22 protein-coding genes are annotated in these 22,378 nt (G+C 57.7%); 14 read left to right on the forward strand and 8 right to left on the reverse strand.

From position 1 onward, the window contains the following. Positions 1 to 57: 57 nt before the first annotated feature. The gene (locus tag AC2FAK_RS12125; protein ID WP_029883786.1) at positions 58 to 1,254 is read right to left on the reverse strand and encodes a sugar transporter; all 1,197 of its coding nucleotides are present in this window, start codon (positions 1,252 to 1,254) and stop codon (positions 58 to 60) included. A 175-nt stretch (positions 1,255 to 1,429) separates the two neighbouring features. Between AC2FAK_RS12125 and AC2FAK_RS12130 the strand changes: the two genes are divergently transcribed. Both AC2FAK_RS12130 and AC2FAK_RS12135 read left to right on the forward strand, forming a co-directional pair. Further along, on the forward strand, positions 1,430 to 2,218 hold the full coding sequence (locus AC2FAK_RS12130; RefSeq protein WP_020688617.1) for a PhzF family phenazine biosynthesis protein: 789 nt from the start codon (positions 1,430 to 1,432) through the stop codon (positions 2,216 to 2,218). A gap of 27 nt (positions 2,219 to 2,245) precedes the next feature. Beyond that, positions 2,246 to 3,037, forward strand: a complete 792-nt coding sequence (locus tag AC2FAK_RS12135) for a PhzF family phenazine biosynthesis protein (protein ID WP_095455197.1) — start codon at positions 2,246 to 2,248, stop codon at positions 3,035 to 3,037. Here the strand turns inward: AC2FAK_RS12135 and AC2FAK_RS12140 are convergent. From AC2FAK_RS12140 to AC2FAK_RS12165, 6 genes are all read right to left on the reverse strand, one after another. Further along, positions 3,034 to 3,711 (reverse strand): SDR family NAD(P)-dependent oxidoreductase, encoded by a 678-nt coding sequence (locus AC2FAK_RS12140; RefSeq protein WP_095455198.1) that lies wholly within the window; start codon positions 3,709 to 3,711, stop codon positions 3,034 to 3,036. The genes AC2FAK_RS12135 and AC2FAK_RS12140 overlap by 4 nt on opposite strands. A gap of 1 nt (position 3,712) precedes the next feature. Continuing rightward, entirely contained in the window at positions 3,713 to 4,183 is a 471-nt protein-coding gene (locus tag AC2FAK_RS12145; RefSeq protein WP_045902952.1) for a NanQ anomerase/TabA/YiaL family protein, read from the reverse strand. After that, positions 4,180 to 5,343: a sialidase family protein gene (locus tag AC2FAK_RS12150; protein WP_095455199.1), complete on the reverse strand. Its 1,164-nt coding sequence runs from the start codon at positions 5,341 to 5,343 to the stop codon at positions 4,180 to 4,182. The genes AC2FAK_RS12145 and AC2FAK_RS12150 overlap by 4 nt, the downstream gene beginning before the upstream one ends. 1 nt (position 5,344) lies before the next feature. Further along, complete coding sequence (locus tag AC2FAK_RS12155) at positions 5,345 to 6,757, reverse strand: sodium:solute symporter family protein (RefSeq protein ID WP_013096620.1); 1,413 nt, start codon at positions 6,755 to 6,757, stop codon at positions 5,345 to 5,347. Between the two features lie 76 nt (positions 6,758 to 6,833). Continuing rightward, entirely contained in the window at positions 6,834 to 7,718 is an 885-nt protein-coding gene (locus AC2FAK_RS12160; RefSeq protein ID WP_095455200.1) for a dihydrodipicolinate synthase family protein, read from the reverse strand. A gap of 14 nt (positions 7,719 to 7,732) precedes the next feature. After that, a complete protein-coding gene (locus AC2FAK_RS12165) occupies positions 7,733 to 8,881 on the reverse strand; it encodes an iron-containing alcohol dehydrogenase (RefSeq protein WP_095455201.1) in 1,149 nt (382 codons plus the stop codon). Between the two features lie 173 nt (positions 8,882 to 9,054). Here AC2FAK_RS12165 and dtnK point away from each other — a divergent pair, with 173 nt between their 5' ends. The 4 genes from dtnK (at position 9,055) to AC2FAK_RS12185 (ending at position 12,579) form a co-directional block, all read left to right on the forward strand. Then, on the forward strand, positions 9,055 to 10,272 hold the full coding sequence (gene dtnK / locus AC2FAK_RS12170; protein WP_095455202.1) for a D-threonate kinase: 1,218 nt from the start codon (positions 9,055 to 9,057) through the stop codon (positions 10,270 to 10,272). Beyond that, positions 10,265 to 11,251: a D-threonate 4-phosphate dehydrogenase gene (locus tag AC2FAK_RS12175; RefSeq protein ID WP_029883778.1), complete on the forward strand. Its 987-nt coding sequence runs from the start codon at positions 10,265 to 10,267 to the stop codon at positions 11,249 to 11,251. The genes dtnK and AC2FAK_RS12175 overlap by 8 nt, the downstream gene beginning before the upstream one ends. 1 nt (position 11,252) lies before the next feature. Continuing rightward, complete coding sequence (locus tag AC2FAK_RS12180) at positions 11,253 to 12,014, forward strand: DeoR/GlpR family DNA-binding transcription regulator (RefSeq protein WP_029883777.1); 762 nt, start codon at positions 11,253 to 11,255, stop codon at positions 12,012 to 12,014. 82 nt (positions 12,015 to 12,096) lie between these two features. Further along, positions 12,097 to 12,579, forward strand: a complete 483-nt coding sequence (locus AC2FAK_RS12185; protein ID WP_013096614.1) for a GNAT family N-acetyltransferase — start codon at positions 12,097 to 12,099, stop codon at positions 12,577 to 12,579. Here the strand turns inward: AC2FAK_RS12185 and ptrR are convergent. Next, on the reverse strand, positions 12,533 to 13,411 hold the full coding sequence (ptrR, locus tag AC2FAK_RS12190) for a putrescine utilization regulator PtrR (RefSeq protein WP_013096613.1): 879 nt from the start codon (positions 13,409 to 13,411) through the stop codon (positions 12,533 to 12,535). The genes AC2FAK_RS12185 and ptrR overlap by 47 nt on opposite strands. A 99-nt stretch (positions 13,412 to 13,510) precedes the next feature. On the opposite strand from ptrR, the gene sad reads away from it, so the two are divergent. From sad to AC2FAK_RS12230, 8 genes are all read left to right on the forward strand, one after another. Next, positions 13,511 to 14,899, forward strand: a complete 1,389-nt coding sequence (gene sad / locus AC2FAK_RS12195) for a succinate-semialdehyde dehydrogenase (RefSeq protein WP_095455203.1) — start codon at positions 13,511 to 13,513, stop codon at positions 14,897 to 14,899. A 117-nt stretch (positions 14,900 to 15,016) separates the two neighbouring features. After that, complete coding sequence (locus AC2FAK_RS12200; protein WP_095455204.1) at positions 15,017 to 16,606, forward strand: methyl-accepting chemotaxis protein; 1,590 nt, start codon at positions 15,017 to 15,019, stop codon at positions 16,604 to 16,606. Positions 16,607 to 16,670: 64 nt separating this feature from the next. Then, positions 16,671 to 17,597 (forward strand): glutaminase B, encoded by a 927-nt coding sequence (glsB, locus tag AC2FAK_RS12205; RefSeq protein ID WP_013096610.1) that lies wholly within the window; start codon positions 16,671 to 16,673, stop codon positions 17,595 to 17,597. Then, entirely contained in the window at positions 17,597 to 17,953 is a 357-nt protein-coding gene (locus AC2FAK_RS12210) for a DUF4186 domain-containing protein (protein WP_095455205.1), read from the forward strand. The genes glsB and AC2FAK_RS12210 overlap by 1 nt, the downstream gene beginning before the upstream one ends. A 112-nt stretch (positions 17,954 to 18,065) precedes the next feature. Next, the gene (locus tag AC2FAK_RS12215) at positions 18,066 to 19,505 is read left to right on the forward strand and encodes a GGDEF domain-containing protein (protein ID WP_020688630.1); all 1,440 of its coding nucleotides are present in this window, start codon (positions 18,066 to 18,068) and stop codon (positions 19,503 to 19,505) included. A gap of 176 nt (positions 19,506 to 19,681) precedes the next feature. Continuing rightward, a complete protein-coding gene (locus AC2FAK_RS12220; RefSeq protein WP_058684681.1) occupies positions 19,682 to 20,674 on the forward strand; it encodes a sensor domain-containing diguanylate cyclase in 993 nt (330 codons plus the stop codon). Positions 20,675 to 20,727: 53 nt separating this feature from the next. Then, complete coding sequence (locus tag AC2FAK_RS12225) at positions 20,728 to 21,693, forward strand: sensor domain-containing diguanylate cyclase (protein WP_013096606.1); 966 nt, start codon at positions 20,728 to 20,730, stop codon at positions 21,691 to 21,693. Positions 21,694 to 21,775: 82 nt separating this feature from the next. Continuing rightward, positions 21,776 to 22,303 (forward strand): GNAT family N-acetyltransferase, encoded by a 528-nt coding sequence (locus AC2FAK_RS12230; protein WP_095455206.1) that lies wholly within the window; start codon positions 21,776 to 21,778, stop codon positions 22,301 to 22,303. Positions 22,304 to 22,378: the final 75 nt, after the last annotated feature.

Consider the following 22,378-nt stretch of genomic DNA (forward strand, 5'->3'; position numbering starts at 1 on the left):
GCCCCATTGGTCTCGTAGGCCGGGTAAGGCGTAGCCGCCACCCGGCACAAACAGACGTCACCCGTGCTGCCCCTGTTCCTCCAGCGCCACCGGCCATTTACGGAAGATCAACACCGACCAGATAAGCGCCACCAGTGCCGGAATGGCCCCCAGATAGCCAATCGCCGACATGGACACGTGCAGAATCACCTGATTGCCCACCAGCGCACCCGCGCCAATGCCCAGGTTAAAAATGCCCGAGAACAGCGACATCGCCACGTCTGTGGCATCCGGTGCGAGGGCCAGCACTTTCACCTGCATCCCGAGACCGATAATCATGATCGCCACACCCCAGAACAGGCTGAGGATCGCCAGCTGGCTTTCACTGCCCGCCGCGGGCATCAGCAGCAGCAGACACGCCAGCAGCAAACCGATGGCGCTGCTCACCAGCGCTGAAGCGTGCTGATTGCCAAGCTTGCCGAAAAGAATACTGCCAATAATGCCCGCCCCGCCAAGGAGCAGCAGGAGAAGGGTGGCAAAATTGCCGCTAAAGCCGGCCACCACCTGAACGAACGGCTCGATATAGCTGTAAGCCGTATAGTGGGCGGTGACCACAATAACGGTAAGCAGATAAATGCTCAGCAGCGCCGGGCGACGCATCAACAGCGGCAGGCTTTTCAGCGAGCCGGAATGTTCGCTTGGCAGCTTCGGCAGCAGTTTTACCAGACACACCAGGGTAACCAGCGCTCCCATGCCAATGGCGAAGAACGTGGTACGCCAGCCGAAGTATTGCCCCACGATACGGCCAATCGGCAGGCCCAGCACCATCGCCAGCGCGGTCCCGGTGGCAATCAGGCTCAGCGCCTGGGCGCGTTTACCCGCCGGTGCCAGTCGGATAGCCAGCGACGCGGTAATCGACCAGAAAACGGCGTGAGCAAAGGCGATCCCGACGCGGCTTAACACCAGCACCGTAAAATTCCACGCCAGGAACGACAGCACGTGGCTGGCGATAAACAACGCAAACAGCCCGATCAGTAGCTTACGCCGCTCCATCTGGCTGGTCAGCAGCATAAACGGCAGCGACATCAACGCCACCACCCAGGCGTAAATGGTCAACATAATGCCCACCTGCGCCGTTTCCATCTGGAAACTCTCTGCGATGTCAGACAACAGCCCAACCGGAACAAATTCTGTGGTGTTGAAAATAAACGCGGCAATAGCCAGCGTGACCACGCGTAGCCACGCAACCCTGCGGGAAACTGTGTTCGTTGTCATAGGGATGTCGGAGATTCGTTGCAAAAGAAGAGGAGACGATCTTAAAGCCTTGCACGGCGAAAACTCAACCATTATGTGATGCAGATCTCAATATTTACCTTATGAAAGCGGTAGCCGGAGGCAGGGTTTTCATTGAATATAAAAGAACACTCCAACAAAAACAGGCGGTAAGACAGTGCAGGAGATTGATTTTTATCTGGTCGATGCGTTTAGCAATGTGTCATTTGGCGGAAATCCGGCTGCCGTTTGCCCGCTCAAGGCGTGGCTGCCGGACGAAACGTTACTGAAAATGGCGCAACAGCATAATCAGTCGGAAACCGCATTTTTCGTCTGTACGAAAGGGGGCATTGAGCTACGCTGGTTTACCACGCTGACCGAAGTTAATCTTTGCGGTCACGCCACGCTTGCTGCGGCGTACGTTTTGTTCAATGAGCTGGACTATCCTGACTCGCGGATCCACTTCGAAACGGCCTCTGGCCGCCTGACGGTGAGCCGGGAGGGGGAGTGGCTGACGCTGGATTTCCCGGCATGTCCCACGCATGAAGAGACGCCCCCGCCGGAGATGCTCGCGGCGCTCGGTATCCGCCGCTACGTTGAAGCCCGCAAAGGCCGTGCATGGGTGGTGGTGCTGGAAGATCGCCAGCAGGTTGAAGCACTCGCACCGACAATTTCAGCCATGACGCCTGGCGAACATAAGGTTGCCGTTACGGCGCGGGGCGACGGGGATTACGATTTCGTCAGCCGCTTTTTTTCCCCCGGCGTTGCCGTCTGGGAAGATCCGGTGACCGGCTCTGCACATACCATGCTCATTCCTTACTGGAGCGAAAAATTGGGTAAAACGACGATGTTTGCCCGTCAGGTTTCCGCGCGGGGCGGCGACGTGCGGTGCGAGCTAAAAGGCTCGCGCGTGCTGATGAGCGGACAGGCGTCATGCTATTTGAAAGGCACAGTTTTTCTGCGCTAGATACCTATAACAACAGAGGAAAAGACAATGCAGGAAATTGATTTTTATCTGGTGGATGCCTTCAGCGACAGGGCGTTTGGCGGCAATGCAGCGGCGGTATGCCCGCTGGAGGAGTGGCTTTCGGATGAGACGCTGCTCAAAATGGCGCAACAGCATAACCAGTCTGAGACGGCGTTTTTCGTACGCACCGACACCGGGTTCGAGCTGCGCTGGTTTACCACGCTGCATGAAATCAACCTCTGCGGCCACGCGACGCTGGCAGCGTCCCACGTGATTTTCGAATACCTCGATTATCCGCATACCGAAATCACCTTCACCACGCGCTTCGTGGGTGAGTTGACGGTGAAACGCAGCGGCGACTGGCTGACGCTCAATTTCCCTGCGTGGTCGACCGAGGTGGTCGACAATCCCCCGCCGGGCCTGTTCAGCGCGCTGGGGATAGACCAGGCTAAAGAGGTCCGCGTCGGACGGGATTACATGGTGGTACTGGAGAGCCAGCAACAGGTAGAGACCTTAACCCCGGATATTGGAGCGATGGCGCCGCTCGGGAAAATGGTCTGCGTGACGGCACCAGGAGAGGAGTATGACTTCGTCAGCCGCTTCTTCTGCCCGGGCGAAGGGGTACCGGAAGATCCGGTCACCGGATCGACGCACAGCATGCTGATACCGTACTGGAGCGAGAAGCTGGGCAAAACGTCGATGAACGCCCGCCAGGTTTCATACCGTGGCGGGGATCTGCGCTGCGAACTGAAGGGCGACCGTGTGCTGATTGGCGGCCAGGCGACGCTCTATCTGAAAGGGCGTATCTTCCTGCGCTAGCTGAGCGAGGCGCCGCCGCATATCACCATCTCCTGGCCTGTGATGGCGGCGGCTTCATCGCTGAGCAAGAAATTCACCAGTCCCGCGACCTCTTCTGGCGTGATAAGACGGCCGATGGGCGGACAGGTAGGCGGTGAACTTTCTCGCCCCGGTGCGCTAAGCATCGGCGTTTGGGTGGCGCCCGGTGCGACCACGTTCGCGGTGATCCCACGCGGGGCCAGTTCCGCCGCCCAGCTTCTGACCATCCCTGTCATCGCCGCCTTGGTGGCAACATACTGTGAACGACCTGCCGCCCCGCGGGAGGTTCTGCTGCCAATCGCCACAAATCGTCCACCGGCGGCCATAGCGGGCGCGAAATGGTTAAACAGGGCTTCGCAGGCCTGGACGTGCAGTTGCCACAGTGACGCGCCAACCCTGCTTTCCAGTTGCCCCAGTGGGGCGGCGGCCATGATCCCGGCGGCGTGGATCACCGCCTGCGGTGTCGCGATGGTGTGCAGGGCGCTGTTCAGCGCCTCAGGGTCGGTGATATCCACGCGTAACCCCGTAAAGCCAGGGGTATCCGGCATCACGGCGCGGCGGCTGAGTCCGGTGACCTGCCAGCCTTCCGCCAGTAAACGCTTAACGATGGCCTCACCAATTCCGGAGCTGGCTCCGGTCACGACGGCGTGACGCATGTCAGACCTCCAGCATTGAACGAGGAACTTTAAACACCGCTTTGCGCACGGTCATCGGCGCGCCGCTGGCGCATAGCGCCTGGTGTGGTTCTCCGGGAGAAAAGACCGCAAAGTCACCCGCGCCAAGGCGGATCCCGACGCTGTGTGCCGATGAGCTGGCAATGAACAGGTCCGCTTTACGCTCTTCGTCATCCGGCATGCCAACAGGGCGCGCGCCGGCATAGATGAGTTCTTCTCCCGCCAGCACAACCTGAATATCCGCCCACTGGTGATGGTACTCCGTATGCCGCTCCGCGCGCGGCTGCGTCTGCGCCGGACCAATCTGGCAAAACCAGGGGGCATTGTCCGGCTGCCAGCGGCCGTCATCGCGTTCGCTAAGCGCCTGCAGCGTGCAGTCCGGGCGGGACAACAGGGCATACAACACCGGCGGTAACCCTGCCAGCGGCAGGGCGTCGAGATGTCCGATAATCATGCTGACTCCTTGACCCACTCGGGCGTCACCCGCACGTATTTTATGGCCTGACGAAAGTAGGTGTAGGCGATATGCAGGCTGCCATCCGGGCTCTGTTTAATGCTCGGATAGGAAAACTCACGGTTCAGTTTCTCCAGAGAATTGTTAGTCATGCAGTAGCCGTCTCCCTCGTCCAGATGCCGTTGCCACGGCCAGCTTTTGCCTCCGTCCGGCGAAATGGCGACGGTCATCGGCGCACGCGGGGCACCCCAGAAGGCGGTTCGACCGTGGGTTACAACCGGCTCTTTACGGCCATCGCCATCGTCAATTTCATCGTACAGCGAGGTGCGACGCTCCTGCGCCCCGGCGGCGCTCATGAGGTTAAACACCAGCGCCAGCTCGCCACTGGCAAGCGTTGTCACCTGGATAGAGGAGTTGTTGTTAGGTAATACCGTGGGTTCCGGCACGGACCAGCTTTCGCCGTTGTCCGTTGACTGGCTGTAATAAATGTTATCCGCCCAGCGGCTGCGGAACAGGGCAACCAGGGTGCCATTGCGCAGCGGGGTGATATTCATATGGACGCAGCCCAGGCTGTCCGGCACCTCGACATCACGCCAGGTTTTGCCCCCGTCTTCGGAGATTTTCACCGCGCTGATGTCATCGTTAGCGACCCATTTCTCACCCGGCCGGGTGCGGCAGTAAAACACCGGCAGCAGCCAGTTACCGTTCTCCAGCACGACAATCGGCTGACGAATAAAGGTGCCGGGTTTATCGAGCAGGGTCGCGATGTCCCCCCAGGTTTTACCCAGATCCCGGGACTGGCGATAGCGCACAATAGCGGTGTCCTGGTTGCCGGACATTTGCGCGGTCCACAACAGCCACAGCACGTTATCGGGTGCCAGGAACAGAACCGGGTTCTGTTCGGAGCGCGTGGCATCATCCGACAGTTTTTCTGCCTCACTCCACTGCTGGCTTCCCGGTGACAGGCGCGAACCCCACACAGAGATATCCGCAATACCCTCCTGGGTACCGCCAAACCAGACGCACATCAGCGAACCATCCGGCAGCGGCAGCAGATTTGCCGCGTGGTTTTGTGGGCAGGCGGAAGGCAGCATGGCCGCCTTCACGCGCGTATCCTGTTGTGGGCGAATAATCCCGTCGCGGGTTACGGTTACAGACATATCAGACTCCATTGTTTTCAACGGGGGTTGGCGCTTTACCCTGTGCCTTTCCCGGAATGAGACGGTCGATGACCATGATGACCGCAGGGGTCAGCAGGGCGATGTACATATTGTTAATGCCAAACGGATCGCCCAGCAGATACCAGACAGAGGTCACGACGCAGGCGCCGATCAGCCCAGCATTGGCTCCGCGGGTACTGCGGAAGAACGGGGCGTAGAATGCGATGACCGCCACGACGGAAATCGACAGACGAATGGCACGGGTAAAGAACGACAGCTTCAGCACTTCAGGCACCAGCAGAACAAAAATCAGCGGCAGGAAACCAATCAGCAGGGAGATCCAGCGGGTGGCCTTAAATTCCTGCTCGGGCGTCGGGTTGCGCATCGGTACGTAAAAATCTTTGACCACCAGGGAGGCAATGGCGAGCGCCACGGTACTGACGCTGACGAAGATGGACGCCACCAGAGAGGTGGTTACCAGACCGGCCAGCCACGGGTTCATATCCTGCAGGAAAATCGGCATCGCATACAGGCTGTCGATCTCCGGATGCAGGTATTTTGCCGCCACGCCAATCACCGCAATGGCCAGCGCGATCGGCAGGCAGAAGAAGAACGCGACCCAGGTGGAGCGTTTGGCCGATTTAACATCTTTAGTGGAGGAGATGGCCTGGATCACAAACTGGGTGCAGAAGATGGAGCCAATGGTGCCGATAAGCCACGCGAAAATGGTCGACGCGCCGATGTTGCCATCCCAGGTCCAGTAGAAGTCCGGCATGTTTTCGATCATCGGCGTGAAACCGCCGGTTTTGGATAACGCAAAACCCATGATGGCCAGAATGCCGAAGTATTTCAGCGCACTGTGCAGCACGGTTACCCACGCCACGCCTTTCATGCCGCCGAAGGCGAAATAGAAGGTACTGACGATAGCCGTAATGAAAGCGGCAACGGGCAGATTGACTTTCAGTACGGTAGAAATGGCTGCTGCGCCGCTGACGTAATTCCCCACATTCACCAGCAGCAGGGCGTAGATCATGATGAGGGAGATAATGTTTTTGGTGCTGTTACCGTACTTTTCAGCAATCGCACCCGAGATGGTGATTTTCCCGGTGTTGTATATGCGTTTTACCAGCAACAGGCCAAAAAGCGGGAAGCCAATTGCGGCCCCGATGACGGACCATGATGCAGCAAACCCGTCCTCGAACGCCGCCTGCGCGGTGCCGATGGTGGATTTAGCGCCGATATACTCAGACATCAGCAGGATCCCGACAATAAACGCCGGCATCGCGCGGGAGCCTTCCATAAAGTCCCCGGAGTTTTTACTGCGGATCCGGAAGGTCAGCCAGGTGGTGAACAGGATGTAGGCAATGACTATGCCCACAATGATCAGGGTATCTTCAGCGGTAAAATTATTCATCTTTGCCTCTCTTCAGGGCGAGTGAATCCTGGGCACCTCAGGTACCCGGTATTCTTATTGACGAAACCAACGCCGTTTAGTTAAGTGACGTTGTCACTATCTGGCGAATCTGTTGGCACTGCTGCTCGCTAAACGCCACGGCATAGCGACTCTCTCCGACATCCTCGCCCATGATTTGCAGGGCCTTTTTAACGGCGGCAGGGGAAAACGCCACGCTGTACAGCTCGGTGCGGAGCCGGGTGACGCGCTCCTGCGCCTGCCGGGAACCTTCAACATCACCCGCGTTAAAGCGTGACCAGATGGCGTTGATCGCCGCTGGCGCCACGTTTGCCAGCCCGGAAATACAGGCTGAACATCCCTCGACGAAGCCCTGATGGATCAGTGAATCTGGTCCGTTCAGCACGTCGAACCCGTCAATGTCGCTTACCGCGTTGAGGAAACCGCGCAGGCTTTCATAGCTCCCGGCACTGTCTTTAATACCTGAAATGTTGGGATGTTCGGCCAGCGCCCGTACCGTGGCGGGCTCAAGGGTGTTGCCGGTCCGCGCCGGAATGTTGTACAGAAAGACCGGTACGGTTAGCGCGTCAGCGACGGTGGTGTAGTGTGCGATGAGCTCAGACTGTTTCAGCGGCACGAAGTAAGGGGTGATGACGGAAACCGCATCCACACCCAGCGCGGCGATCTGTTTTCCCAGCCGGATGGTGTCGCGGGTGGAGATTTCGCCAATATGCGCCACGACGGGCGCGCGTCCGGCGACGGTTTCCACACAGGTCCGGGTGACCGCGATTTTTTCCGCTTCGTTCAGGACAAAGAACTCGCCGTTGGTTCCGCCGCAAAAAATGCCGTTTCCGGCGTCCAGCTGCCGGGCGACCTGCCGCGTTAAGCCGGGAAGGTTGAGTTCGCCTTCCGCGTCAAAGGGGGTGACGATGGCCGTCAGCACGCCCTTAATGTTGTTACGCATTTCTTACTCCTTGACTATGCATGTTCAGGAAACAGTGTCCGGTAAATCGCCTGTACCTCGTCGTGATTCACCTGACAGGGGGCATTGTTCATTAACCGTTTAACGTTCAGGGCGGCATCGCTCAGGGAAGCGATGTCTTCGCGCGGCACGCCCAGGGACTCAAGGTTGTCCGGCAGGTTGAGCCGACGAACCAGCGCGGCAAAGTACTCCACCAGCGCGTGAGATTTTTCGTTATCGGACAGGCTGCTGTCCGCGCCTGGCACGAGATCCCACACCTGCGCAAATTTTGTCACGCAGTGGGGACGAACCACCCTCATGCAGGGCGCCAGAAGAATGGCGTTGGCCACGCCGTGCGGCAGGTGATATTTCCCGCCAAGCGGATAAGACAGGGCGTGAACCAGGTGTGTGCCGGCATGCGCAATCGCGACCCCGCCGTAATAAGAGGCCCACAGCATTTCCAGCTTTGCCAGCAGGTTGCCCGGCTCAGCGCAGGCCGTTTCAATGTTCTTCAGCAGCTTAGCGAGCCCGGTCAACGCCGCGTTATCGCTGACCGGGTTGGCGACCGTGGCGGTGAAGCACTCAATCAGATGGCACAGGGCATCGATGCCGGTGGAGGAGGCAATATGCGCGGGCATGCTGGTGGTCAGTTCCGGCAGCAGGGCGACGTAATCGGGCAGCAGGACCGGAGAGATAATACCGACCTTCGTGTTTTGCTCCGGTATCGCCAGAATAGCGTTCGGCGTGGCTTCTGACCCGGTTCCGGCGGTGGCGGGGATCAGAAGTGAGGAGATACGTGCCACCGGTTTTACCCCTGCCAGCAGGCTGTCCAGCCCCGGTGACAGCGGGTGACAAAGCACGGAGAGCAGTTTCGCCACATCCAGTACGCTGCCGCCGCCGATCCCGACCACGACATCAAACGATCCGCAGTTTAACCCCGCGAGCAACTGGCTGACATCGTGGTGGGAGGGTTCAGGCGGCACCGTGTCAATCACCGTGACGCGGCGGTTGTCCTCTTCAAGAATTGAACGGATCTGTGTTGCCGCCTCCAGACGCGCAATGTTGCCGTCCGTAACCAGCAAGAGCTGCGCGTTATCGGTGAGTAATGGCCTGATGGCGGCGAGCGCATTTGCGCCGCTAATAATGGTGCTGTTGAGGGTAACCACGCTTTTCTCCTGTCTTTGTGTCCATGATTAAATTCGCTCAATTAAGACGCTTCATGGTCATCGTGTGGCTAAATTTATAATTTATTCGCAAACTGATTAACTTGATCTTGCTCACATATAATCAATCATGATTGAATATAATCATTAACAGGAAAAACGAGCCCGGAGTGGGAATGAAAGAAAACAACCTGTTCAGAGACGTCGTCGTCGTTGCAGATGACTTTACCGGTGCAAACGATGCGGGTGTCAGCCTGGCGCTGAGCGGTAAGAAGGTCAGCGTGGCATTCCACACCCCCTTTACCCAGCCGGTGGATGCACTGGTTATTAATACCGATTCCCGTGCGCTGAGGGCAGCAGAGGCGGCCGAAAAAGTGGCCGTACTGGGGGCGGATATTGCGGAGGCGCGCTGGCTCATCAAAAAGATTGATTCCACGCTGCGCGGCAATGTAGGGGCAGAAACAGGCGTCCTTAAGGCAGTAAGCGGCAAACGGCAGGTGATTGTGGCGCCGGCGTATCCCGCGGCAGGGCGGATCACACGCTACGGCAGGTGTCTGGTGAACGGCATTCCGGTGGATGAAACCGAATTCGCCAGCGATCCGAAAACGCCCGTCCCGTCTGCCACGATTGCTGACCTGTTTACCGACGTGAGTTGTCAATCCGTAACGGTAAACACGCTGGCAGCCGAACTGGCGCAGGGAACGGAGTGGCTCATCGTCGATGCCCAGTGTGACGAGGATCTGGACGCCATTATTGCCGCCGCGCTGACCTGCCCGCAGACACCGCTGCTGGTCGGGTCTGCCGGGTTATGTGATGCGCTGGCACGCCATCTCGCCCCCGTGAAGCGTCAGCAACTGCTGGCGGTGGTGGGATCAATGAGTGAGATCGCTCAACGTCAGATTGCGCTGGCCGCTGCAGAGCCTGCGGTTTCGTCGGTGTTTATTGATGTTAATGATGTGCTGAAGGGGGAGACGGCGAACGCGCTCATGCGCATCACGCAGGCCCTGAAGGCGGGCCGTCACTGCATCGTTCATACCTGCCCGGACCATGAGGCGCGACATCAGGTTGAACGGCTTTGCGCGCAGTATCAAATGACCCGGACCGAACTGGGTGAAACGATCTGCGCCTTCCTGGGGAAGATTACCCGAGAGGCACTGACGGCATGTCCGCCGGATGCGTTGTATGTCTCAGGCGGCGATGTGGCAATGGCCGTCGCCAGCGCGCTTGATGCGCAAGGATTTGAAATTACAGGGCGCGTCGCAGGATGCGTCCCTTACGGCAAATTTCTGGGTTGTGCCTGGCACCAGCCGGTAATGACCAAAGCAGGGGGCTTCGGAAAAGAAGAGACGCTGCTTGAGGTGTTGCATTTTATCGAGGAGAGACTGAGTGACTAACATTATTGCTGTAACCATGGGTGACCCGGCGGGCATTGGCCCGGAGATCATTATCAAATCCCTCACCGGGAGCGAATTAACGGGAGCCCCGGTTGTCGTGGTGGGCTGTGCCCGCACGCTCAGGCGGGTGCTGGATGATGGGATCGTGGGGCAGGCTGACATCCACATCATCAGGCAGGTCAGCGAAGCCCGTTTCGCCCCCAACGTGATTAACGTGCTGGACGAACCGCTGGCCGACCCTGATGCCCTGAAGCCCGGCGTGGTCCAGGCTCAGGCGGGGGATTTAGCCTATCGCTGCGTGAAGCGCGCGACGGAACTGGCGATGGCGGGGGACGTAAAAGCGGTTGCCACGGCGCCACTGAATAAAGAAGCGCTGCATCTGGCCGGACATCACTACCCCGGGCATACCGAGCTGCTGGCCCATCTGACGCACAGCAAAGACTACGCTATGGTGCTGTACACCGATCGGCTGAAGGTCATTCATATCACGACCCATATTGCGCTGCGTAAATTCCTTGATACGCTCAATCAGGATCGGGTAAAAACCGTCATCGGCATTGCGGATACCTTCCTGAAACGGGTGGGCTTTAGCGCACCTCGTATTGCGGTCGCGGGCGTGAACCCGCATGCGGGAGAAAATGGCCTGTTTGGCGATGAAGAGATCACGATTGTTGGCCCGGCCGTTGCGGCGATGAAGGCGCAGGGGGTCAACGTCACCGGACCGTGCCCGCCGGATACGGTATTTATGCAATGCCACGAAGGAATGTATGACATGGTCGTTGCGATGTATCACGATCAGGGGCATATTCCGCTAAAATTGCTCGGCTTTTACGACGGGGTGAATATCACCGCCGGATTGCCGTTTATCCGCACCTCTGCAGACCACGGAACCGCGTTCGATATTGCATGGACCGGTAAAGCCAGGTCGGAGAGCATGACGGTGTCTATTCAGTTGGCTATGCAAATTACACGGGAATAATATGAAGGGATATAACCGGTTAGAGCAGATAATGGATTACCTCAAAGGGCACAACCTGGTCACGGTGGATCAGCTGGTGGCGATCACCGATGCCTCGCCGGCGACGATCCGTCGCGACCTGATTAAGCTTGACCAGGAGGGCGTCATCAGCCGAACCCACGGTGGCGTTACCCTTAACCGGTTTATTCCTTCCCAGCCGACCACGTCCGAAAAAATGCAGCGCAGTCTGGCAGAAAAACATGCCATCGCCAGCGCGGCCGCGAGCTTTGTTAAAGCGGGGGATGCCATTGTGCTGGACGCCGGTACCACAATGATTGAACTCGCGCGTCAGCTCACGCATCTGCCGCTTCGCGTCATCACCAGCGATCTGCACATTGCGCTGTTTCTCTCTGAGTTTAAACAGATTGAAGTGACGATCATTGGCGGCCGTATCGATGATTCGAGCCAGTCCTGTATTGGTGAGCACGGGCGTCGGCTGTTGCAGAACGTCTGGCCTGATGTGGCGTTCGTCAGCTGTAATGGCTGGGATATTACCCGCGGTATCACGTCGCCTACGGAAGAGAAGGCCGCGCTGAAGCGGGATTTAATAGCCAATGCAAAACGCCGGGTGCTGCTGGCAGACAGCTCTAAGTACGGTGCCTGGTCGCTGTTTAATGTGGCGCACCTGAACACCCTGACGGATATCGTCACCGACAGCAGGCTGGATGAAGCGGCCCGGACCCAGCTGGAACAGCTTGAGACCCGCCTGACGCTGGCGTCATGACATAAGTTAAAACTATGAAGTCCGAACAGATGGCAGACGCTATGTTGAAGCCTGGCCTCACAAAAAAAGCAAGGAGCCTGCCATGTATTCCATTACCTCTGAATCTGCCCGTCATCCGGATATCCTCAAGCTGATCGCGGCGCTTGACCGCTATCAGAGCGAGCTCTATCCCGCTGAAAGCAATCATCTGCTCGATCTGGCTGCGCTGCCTGAAGCCTCGCTTATCCTGATGATCATTCGCGACCCGCAGCTGCAGGCCGTGGGATGTGGCGCCGTGGTGCTTAATGGCGACGGTACCGGGGAGATGAAACGGGTCTATATCGATCCGACCCATCGCGGGCAACATCTGGGCGAGAAGCTGCTTGCTGCTCTTGAGGATGAAGCCCTGAGTCGTCACTGCCACACCGTGCGCCTGGAGACAGGGATCAAGCAACACGCCGCCATTCGCCTGTATGAACAGTGCGGATATGAACGCCGTCCGGCGTTTGCGCCGTATGTCGACGATCCGCTGAGCCTGTTTATGGAGAAGGCTCTGGTTGTCGACGTTCGTTTAGCAGCGCTATAAACGCTTCGAGCTGGCGGGTCATCGCCCCACGACGCCACACCAGCCAGGTGGTCAGCCAGCGCCAGTTCTCCGCCAGCGGCCACGCCTCTACCTGATGATGCCCCGGCATGCTCTCCAGCATGGAGCGGGGCATTAACGCAATACCCGCCCCTGCAATCACGCAGGCGAGCATACCGTGATACGACTCCATCTCATGGATCCGCCCGGGCGTGGCGCGGTCTGCGTGAAACCAGCTTTCCAGATGACGTCGATACGAACAGTTTGCGCGAAACGCGTAGACGTCGCTGCCGCTTACCTGCGCGGCGCGCGTCACCTCCGCATGTCCGGCGGGGGTGACCAGCATCATCTCTTCCCGGTAAACCGGCATGCCTTCCAGCTCCGGGTGTGAAAGTGGCCCGTCGACAAACGCCGCGCTTAAGGTGCCTTCCAGAACGCCGTCAATCATCGTTCCGGACGGGCCGGTAGAGAGCGCGAACTGAATGCGCGGATAGCGCTGGTTAAACGCCGCCAGACTTTCCGGGATCCGCACGGCGGCGGTGCTCTCCAGGGCGCCAAGGGCAAATAACCCCTGCGGCTCATCACCGGCGACGACCATGCGCGCCTCGTCAACCAGCGCCAGGATCTGCTTGCTGTAGCGCAGAAAGTTGTGCCCGGCGGGAGATAAGCGCAAACGCTGGCTCTCCCGGATAAACAACTCAACGCCGAGATCGGCCTCAAGCTGGCGGATACGGGTGGTGAGGTTAGACGGAACGCGATGCACTTTCTGTGCCGCCTGGGTAATGCTGCCGGTCAGGGCAACGGCGTTAAACATTTCAAGCTGAGTTAAATCCATAGCATTCTCGATTCGTGAATAAGGTGGTTAGTATTATTCATTTTTAAGAAATAGCAGAGTGGGCCACAATCAATCAACCGATATTACGTGGAGAACATCATGACTTATTCATCTGCTACGCATGCCCTCTCTGTTAACCCGGCGACAGGCGAGACGCTGGCCGCCTATCCCTGGGCCACATCCGAAGAGGTCGAACAGGCAATCACCCTGGCTGATGCCGGTTTTCGCCAGTGGCGAGGGGAAAGCGTCTCTCACCGGGCACAAAAGCTGCGCGACCTGGGGGCAGCACTGCGCCAGCGTGGGGAAGAGATGGCGCAAATGATCTCCCGGGAAATGGGCAAGCCGATTGTGCAGGCGCGGGCGGAAGTGGCCAAATCTGCGGGTCTGTGCGACTGGTATGCGGAACATGGCCCGGCGATGCTGCGTGCGGAGCCCACGCTGGTGGAAAACCAAAACGCGGTCATTGAATACCGTCCGCTGGGGCCGATTCTTGCGGTGATGCCGTGGAACTTCCCGCTCTGGCAGGTATTGCGTGGTGCGGTGCCGATCCTGCTGGCAGGTAACAGCTATCTGCTCAAACACGCACCGAACGTCCTCGGTTCTGCTGCGCTGATTGGGCAAATCTTTGCTGATGCCGGTATTGCGCAAGGCGTCTTTGGCTGGGTGAATGCCACCAATGATGGCGTGAGCCAGGCGATCAACGATCGTCGTATCGCAGCGGTCACCGTCACCGGTAGCGTGCGTGCAGGCGCGGCGATAGGGGCTCAGGCGGGAGCGGCGCTGAAAAAATGCGTTCTGGAGCTGGGCGGCTCCGATCCGTTTATCGTGCTGAATGATGCCGATCTGGATCTGGCGGTTCGCGCGGCCGTCACGGGACGTTATCAGAACACCGGGCAGGTTTGCGCGGCGGCAAAGCGCTTTATTATCGAAGAGGGGATTGCCGATGACTTTACCCGGCGTTTTGTTGCGGCGGTGGCGGCGCTGAAGATGGGAGCACCGGATCGGGAAGAGAATGATATTGGCCCGATGGCGCGTTTCGATCTGCGTGACGAACTGCATCAGCAGGTGCAGGCCACGCTCGCGCAAGGGGCCACGCTGCTGCTGGGCGGCGAGAAAATCAGCGGGGAGGGCAACTATTACGCGCCAACCGTGCTGAGCCATGTCACCCCGACAATGACCGCCTTCCGTCAGGAGCTGTTTGGCCCGGTGGCGGCGATGACGGTGGCGAAGGATGCGGAACATGCCCTGCAGCTTGCCAACGACAGCGACTTTGGTCTCTCTGCCACGGTGTTTACCGCCAACGAAACGCTGGCCGGAAAATTCGCCCGCGAGCTGGAGTGCGGCGGGGTGTTTATCAATGGCTTTAGCGCCAGCGATGCGCGCGTGGCCTTTGGCGGCGTGAAGAAGAGTGGTTTTGGCCGCGAGCTTTCCCACTTTGGTTTGCACGAGTTTTGTAACGTGCAGACGGTGTGGAAGAACAGAGTGTAACCCGCCCTCCTTACAGAGACCCTGACGACGAGGGCCTCTGTCATTTCTCTGCAATGGTTCTGTCATTTTCGTTTCGTAGACTCGCACGCGTCTAACGTCTTGTTACTGAAGAAAATTATGAACCTAACGCAAATTTATCGTCGTATTGCGCAGCGCATTATCCCCCGCCAGTTTGGTCTGCTGACCGGTATCTTTTGTATTATCGGCCTCTTTTCCGCCCTGCAACTCTCCTCGTCGTTCCTGCTCAATGCCTCCCTTAAGGAAGCGCAACGCAACGAGCAGCAAAACCTGCTGGCGTACCAGCAGCAGAGCAAGCTGGATCTGGCTCGCGTTTCCCTGCTGGCCGCAAGCGATCTGCTTAACCGCTCCGGCGTCTGGTTTATGCAGGATAAAGAGACCGGCTCCGAGGGCAGCTGGCACAGCCTGATGGACGACGCGCAAAAGGCGCTGGACGTGTCGCAGCAGGCGTGGAATGCCTGGCTGGCACTTAACCCGCCAAAGGATGACGCCCTGGTGAACAGCTATCAGCTTTTTTACGGCGCGATAAAAGAGCAGGCGGAAGGGCTGGTGAAAACCAACACCATCGATGCGTTTTTTGCCGTGCCGGCGCAGGCGTTTCAGACCGACTTTAATGACAACTATGCCCGCTATCAGCAAGCAAGCGAGAAGCAGGCGCTCAAAGGGCGTCAGTCGTTGATTGCGCAGCTCTCCGGTCTGCAAACGTTGTTCCTGCTTGCGCCTGTTCTGTTGCTCGCTATTGCGTTTGCCGTCTGGTTCGGGATGTCCCGGTGGGTGATTACCCCGTTGCGGCGCTTGATTGCGCATATCAACCGGCTGGCCGCAGGCGATCTTTCCGGTACCCCTCCTGGCGTGACGCGTTTTAACCGTGAAATTGCACAGCTCAGCGACAGTATTGCCACCATGCAGCACGGGCTACAGCAGCTGGTGACCCAGGTCAGCGATGCGACTACCTCCATGGTGGAAAACATTGGTGCGCTGGCGCAGGGCAATCAAAAGCTGTATCAGCAGTCGGCGCGTCAGGCCAAAGAGCTGGAAGACGTGACGGCGCATATCGCGACCCTGGAAACCCACGTGGAAGGCAACACGGGCTATGCGAAGCTTGCCAGCTCGCGGGCGGACGAGGCGCGCCAGGCCGCTGCGGGAGGGGATCAGATGATGTCGACCGTCAATGCGTCTATGCAGGCGATCGTCGACCGATCCTCAGAGATGCGGGGGATCGTGGCCATGATCGACAGCGTCGCCTTTCAGACCAACATTCTGGCGCTGAATGCGGCAATTGAAGCGGCTCACGCGGGAAACCAGGGGCGCGGGTTCGCCGTTGTCGCTCGTGAAGTGGGGCTGCTGGCGAGGAAGAGCAGCCATTCGACGCAGACCATCCAGGAGCTTATCAACCGTTCCCTTCAGGGGATCGAAGACGGGTCACGGGCCGTTAACCGTCTGGAAGATAACCTGCAGCAGGTGACGGGGCTGGTGGGAACATTAAGCAGTTTGCTGAATGAGATCTCCGCGGCCACGCTGAGTCAGGGGGAGAGTATTCATCAGATGACGCGCCAGCTTCAGGCGCTCAATCAGGTGTCGCGGCAGACCGACAGCCTTGTCTCTGACGCGTCCGATGCCTCTGAGCGCCTGCACAAACAGTCGGATCTTTTATTGCAGGCGGTTTCGCGTTTTCGTCTCAGTGCCTGACGCAACACATAAGCGTCTGTTATACTCGCAGCCCGTTTTAGCCTGAGGGCAAGGAGCAAAGAGAGTGGCTGCGGTCATCCATAATGAGATGCTGGACGAGATTCTGGCGCAGGTTCGTCCGTTACTTGGAAAAGGAAAGGTTGCCGACTATATTCCGGCCCTTGCCTCGGTCAGCGGGAATAAGCTGGGAATTGCAATTTGTACGATAGACGGTCAGCGTTACCAGGCCGGTGACGCCACGGAACGTTTTTCCATCCAGTCTATTTCGAAAGTGCTAAGTCTGGTTGCGGCCATGCGACAGTACGAGGAAGAGGAGATCTGGCAACGGGTGGGTAAAGATCCCTCCGGGCAGCCGTTTAACTCTCTGCTACAGCTTGAGATTGAACAGGGTAAACCGCGTAACCCCTTTATCAACGCCGGGGCGCTGGTGGTCTGCGATATGCTGCAAAGCCGTCTTAGCGCGCCACGCCAGCGCATGCTTGAAATTGTTCGCCAGCTCTCAGGCGTTGACGATATTGCTTATGATTCAGTGGTCGCCCGTTCGGAGTTCGAGCACTCTGCGCGTAACGCCGCCATTGCCTGGTTGATGAAATCGTTCGGCAATTTCCATAATGATGTGGCGACCGTACTGCAAAACTATTTCCACTACTGCGCGCTGAAAATGAGCTGCGTGGAGCTGGCGCAGACCTTCCTGTTCCTTGCCCACCAGGGGCACGCACCGCATCTCGATCAGGAGGTGGTTTCACCTATGCAGGCGCGTCAGGTCAATGCCCTGATGGCGACAAGCGGGATGTATCAGAACGCGGGAGAATTTGCCTGGCGCGTCGGTCTTCCGGCCAAGTCGGGCGTCGGGGGTGGGGTGGTTGCCATTGTACCGCATGAGATGGCCATTGCTGTCTGGAGCCCGGAGCTGGATGAGACGGGTAATTCACTGGCCGGTGTGGCGGTTCTGGAGAAACTGACCCAACGCCTGGGACGTTCCGTTTACTGATGTCTGACCTGGATCCTCTTTTTTCTCGCCTGGCGCGATCGACCTTTCGGTCGCGCTTTCGCTTAAGCACAAAAGAACGACAGTACTGCTGGGACAAAGGTGCCGATACCATTGACCAGCATGCTGCCGACTTTATTGCGAAGCGTCTTGCTCCCGCGCACCCCGTCAACGACGGTAAACAGACCCCCATGCGCGGCCATCCGGTGTTTATTGCCCAGCACGCGACCGCCACCTGCTGTCGCGGCTGTCTGGCGAAATGGCACAACATTCCGCAAGGTGTTCAGCTTACCGCGCAGCAACAGCACTATATCGTCGGCGTGATCCACCACTGGCTGGTGTTGCAGATGAACGCCTGATGTTGATGGGTGCTGATCCTGTTGTAATTGTGTTATAGATGCACGCTATGAGATCCCCCGCGTGGTGACGGGTCAGTTAGTTGCCATAAGTTATTATATGGAATGATATTTAATGCGTTCAGACCCCGCTGCCTTCACGCTTTTTCGCCCTGAATCGCCGCTGCGTAATGCGGCGGGTATCTTTATTCTCACCACCTTGTTCTACTTTATCGGTGCGGAATTACGTCTGGTCGAAGCCTTGTCGCTGTTCTGGCCGCTGAATGGCGTGATGGCGGGCGTCTTTGCCCGTTTTACCTATCTCAATCGCCTGCATAATTACGCGGTGTCGTATGTCGCCATGCTGATGTACGACGCGGTCACCACCAACTGGGGAATGGCCTCGGTGGTCATCAACCTGTCGAATATGGTCTTTATCGTTGTTGTCGCATTGCTGGTGGTGCGTGATAAGCGGTTGATGAAGAAAACCCCCGATCCCATTAATGCGCTGCGGCTGTTCAATTATTGTCTGATCGCCGCCTTATTATGTGCGCTGCTCGGCGCGACCGGGTCGGTGGGGATCGACAGCCATACCTTCTGGCCGCTGTTTGCCGACTGGTTCAGCGAGCAGTTCTCAACCGGCGTGCTCATTTTACCCTGCATGCTCACGGTCAGTATGCCGACGCGGGCATTCAGGCTGCGTCTGGAGCAACTTTTACCGGTCATTGCGCTGATTGTCTCGGTGATGGCATCGGTGGTGATTGGCGGGGCGGGAAGCCTTGCCTTTCCGCTGCCGGCGCTGATCTGGTGTGCGGTCCGCTACTCCTTGCCCGCGACCTGTCTGCTGACGTTTCTGACCGGCGGTCTGGAGATCGTTCTGGTCGCTAACTCTATTATCAATATCGCCGTGGGCACGCCGCTCTCTACCCCGATGATGTTCTCCGCCCGGCTGGGGATTGCCACCATGGCGATCTGTCCGGTTATGGTCTCCGTCAGTATGGCGGCCATTAATTCGCTCATCCGTCAGGTGTCGTTGCGCGCGGATTATGATTTTCTGACCCACGTTTATTCACGCTCCGGGCTCTATGAGGCGTTAAAGCGGGAAGAGGCGCAGCGGCAGACACGTTTTCTGACCGTGATGCTGCTGGATATCGATTACTTCAAAAGCATCAATGATAACTATGGGCATGAGTGTGGCGACCGCGTGCTGGCCGCGTTTGCCCGCGAGGTTCAGCAGGTTGTCGGAGACGACGGTATGGTGGCGCGTATGGGCGGAGAAGAGTTCGCGGTTGTGGTGAACACCGGTGACGCGCAGCACGGCTTTGCGCTGGCGGAACGTATCAGACTCACCATTGCCGCTCATCCGTTTACCTGGCGCCAGCAAACGCTCTATCTGACCGTGAGTATTGGTCTCGGGAGCGGGAAGGCGGCGTCGTGGCAGTTGACCGAAGTATTCAACAGGCTGATGGCCGAAGCAGACGATCATCTCTATCGTTCCAAAAAAGCGGGGAGAAATCGCACCAGTGCGCGTGTGTCAGACGATCCCATTACCCCGACCCCGGAGAGTGAAACCTGAGCGCAGCCTGCATTCTGCCGGGGATGAATCATAACGAATAGCAGATAAATTGCTTGCTAGGTATTTTTAACGTCAATAAGATACCGCAAGAAAGCTATCGGAAAATTCGCAGAATGAATGCAGCTGACAAACTCAGTAGACCCCCTCGTGTACCAGGAAGCCGGTTTGTCAAACGTATGTATCTGATGCGTATTCTCGGCACGTTTCTCTGTTTTATTCCCATCCTCTCTGTGCTGATTGAACAGAATCGTTCAACCTGGCTGATGTGTTTGCTGGCGTTGAACGCGTTTATCTGGCCTACGCTTGCCTGGTATCGGGCGCGAAATTCGGCCATGCCGCTGGTGACTGAGCATCAGAATCTGGTGCTGGACGCCGGGGCGGGGGGATTCTGGATCGCCATGATGGCGGTTAATCCGCTGCCGTCGGTGGTCATTGCCACCATTATGCTGACCGACCGGCTCTCGGCAGGGGGCGTTACGCTGATGAGAAAGGCGGCCATCACCATGGTGGGCGTTTTTCTGGTGACCTGGCTGACGCAGGGAATGGCGGTGGATATGTACGTTTCGCAGCGCACCATGTTTGCCACGCTGCCGCTGATTGCAATTTATCTGCTGGCACTGAGCATATTAACGGACAGCATTGCGCTGCGCCTGCGGATCAAGAGCCGGGAGCTTGAGCGGATCGCGATGATGGATCCGCTACTGGATATCGCGAACCGACGGCTGCTCGAAAAGCGGATTGACCACGAACTGAATAAACTGCGCCAGACGTGCCGGGAATCGGCCCTGATGTTCATCGATATCGACAATTTTAAAGACGTTAACGATCGTTTTGGTCATAAGGTTGGGGATGCATTGCTGGCGGCCGTCTCGCAAATACTGCATTTGTCGACACGCCCAAACGATACCCCCGCACGCCTTGGCGGTGACGAATTTGTGGTGTTGCTGCCGGATACCACCCTTGAAGAGGCGCAAGTTGTCGCCAGACGCATTATGGATGCGGCTGCAATGAAAAAGGAGGTGGCTCAGGAGACGGTGCATTGCACGCTCAGCATCGGTATCGCCTGTGCCACGCGAGAAATGATAAGCGTAACCGACTGGCTACAGGCCGCGGACAACGCCCTGTACCGCGCCAAGCGGGACGGTAAGAACAGAATATTCGCGCACTGACAATGTCTCTGTTTAGGCTACGCTTTGAGTAACGCTTTGCGTCAGGAGACGTTATGAAAACACCTGCAACCCCTGCAAATGAAATGGAACGTCTGAACTCGCTGCGCGAGTCAGGCCTGCTTGAGATCGACAGTTCCCCGGCGTTTGACCGACTGACACGTCTGGCAAAACGCTTCTTCCAGGTTCCCCTGGCGATGGTCAATCTGATTGATGAACACTCGCTGATTGTGAAGTCGGCCGATGGTCAGGCGCCTGACACCGTTCCGCGTAATATCTCGTTTTGCGGCCATACGATCCTCAGCGAAGCGCCGCTGGTGGTTGCCGATATGCGTCAGGACGATCGATTTGCCGATAACCCGCTGGTGGCCGGTGAGCCCGGCGTAAGGTTCTATGCCGGTTTTCCACTGCGTTTACGTGACGGGGCGAGCGTGGGATCGCTGTGCCTGATTGATTATTCTCCTCGTGAATTTTCCGCAGCCGATCTTGCCGTGCTGGGCGATCTGAGTGCGCTGGCGGAAGACGAGTTTGCTGCCGTCAGCGCGGCGACAACCGATGAATTAACCGGTCTGTTTAACCGTCGGGGCTTTAACCAGCTGCTCCGGTTCACGCTCTCCGTAGCCAGACGTCGGGCGGAGCCGTTAACTCTGGGCTGGCTGGATCTGGATCGTTTCAAAGAGATTAACGATCGCTACGGACATGAAGAGGGCGACAACGCGCTGAAAGTGATGGCGGAACTGATGCGCACCTCTTTCCGTGAAGCGGATTTGCTGGTTCGCTTTGGCGGCGATGAGTTTGCCGTGCTGTTTGCCGATACCGACGAGCAGGGGGCCTGGATTGCCATGCAGTATCTGGCCGAGCAGGTTGAACAGTACAATGCGCGCAGGCTGCATCCCTGGTCACTCCATTTTTCCTGGGGGCTGAGCGAGTTCGATCATAACGGCAACGATCTGCAGCAGTGGATGAAAGACGCGGATGAAAAAATGTATGCCATGAAGCAGCAGCGCAAGCGCGCAACATGACATAACAAAAGCCTATGTCTGAGGTGATTGCGTTACAAAGATGTTAAATGCACAGTGAGCGTATTCAACGTAAGGAAAACCCATGAATACCTCACTGCAGATCAAAACCCTCACCCGGGACGATATTCTCACCCACCTCGATGCGCTGGCCGATATCCTTGAAAACTGTGTCAGGGGCGGCGCTTCCGTCAGTTTTATGTTGCCATTCAGTACCGATAAAGCTCGTGCTTTCTGGCAGGATATTGCCGGGAGCGTAGGGCGTAACGAACGCGTTGTGCTGGCCTGCATCGATTCTCAGGATGGCGTGATTGGCACCGTGCAGCTCATTACCGATCAGCCGGAAAACCAGCCGCATCGTGCCGATGTGGCAAAGCTGCTGGTGCATGAAAAAGCGCGTCGTAAAGGTGTCGCGATGGCGCTAATGGAGGCGCTGGAAGTGCAGGCCAGAGCAAGAGACATCTCGGTGCTGGTGCTGGATACCTCAACCGGCAGCGGAGCGGAGACCTTCTACCGGCGTGCTGGCTGGCAAAAGGTGGGGGAGATCCCGCGTTATGCGCTGATGCCGGATGGCGCGATGACCGCCACATCAGTCTTCTATAAGTTCTTGTGATTATTTCCCTCAATGACGTGATGAATTGATCAAAAGCGGGGTTCTGGTCGAAAACCTTTGGTAAGTTATCATACC

The sequence above is a fragment of the Enterobacter cloacae complex sp. 394F7 genome, assembly GCF_057320385.1.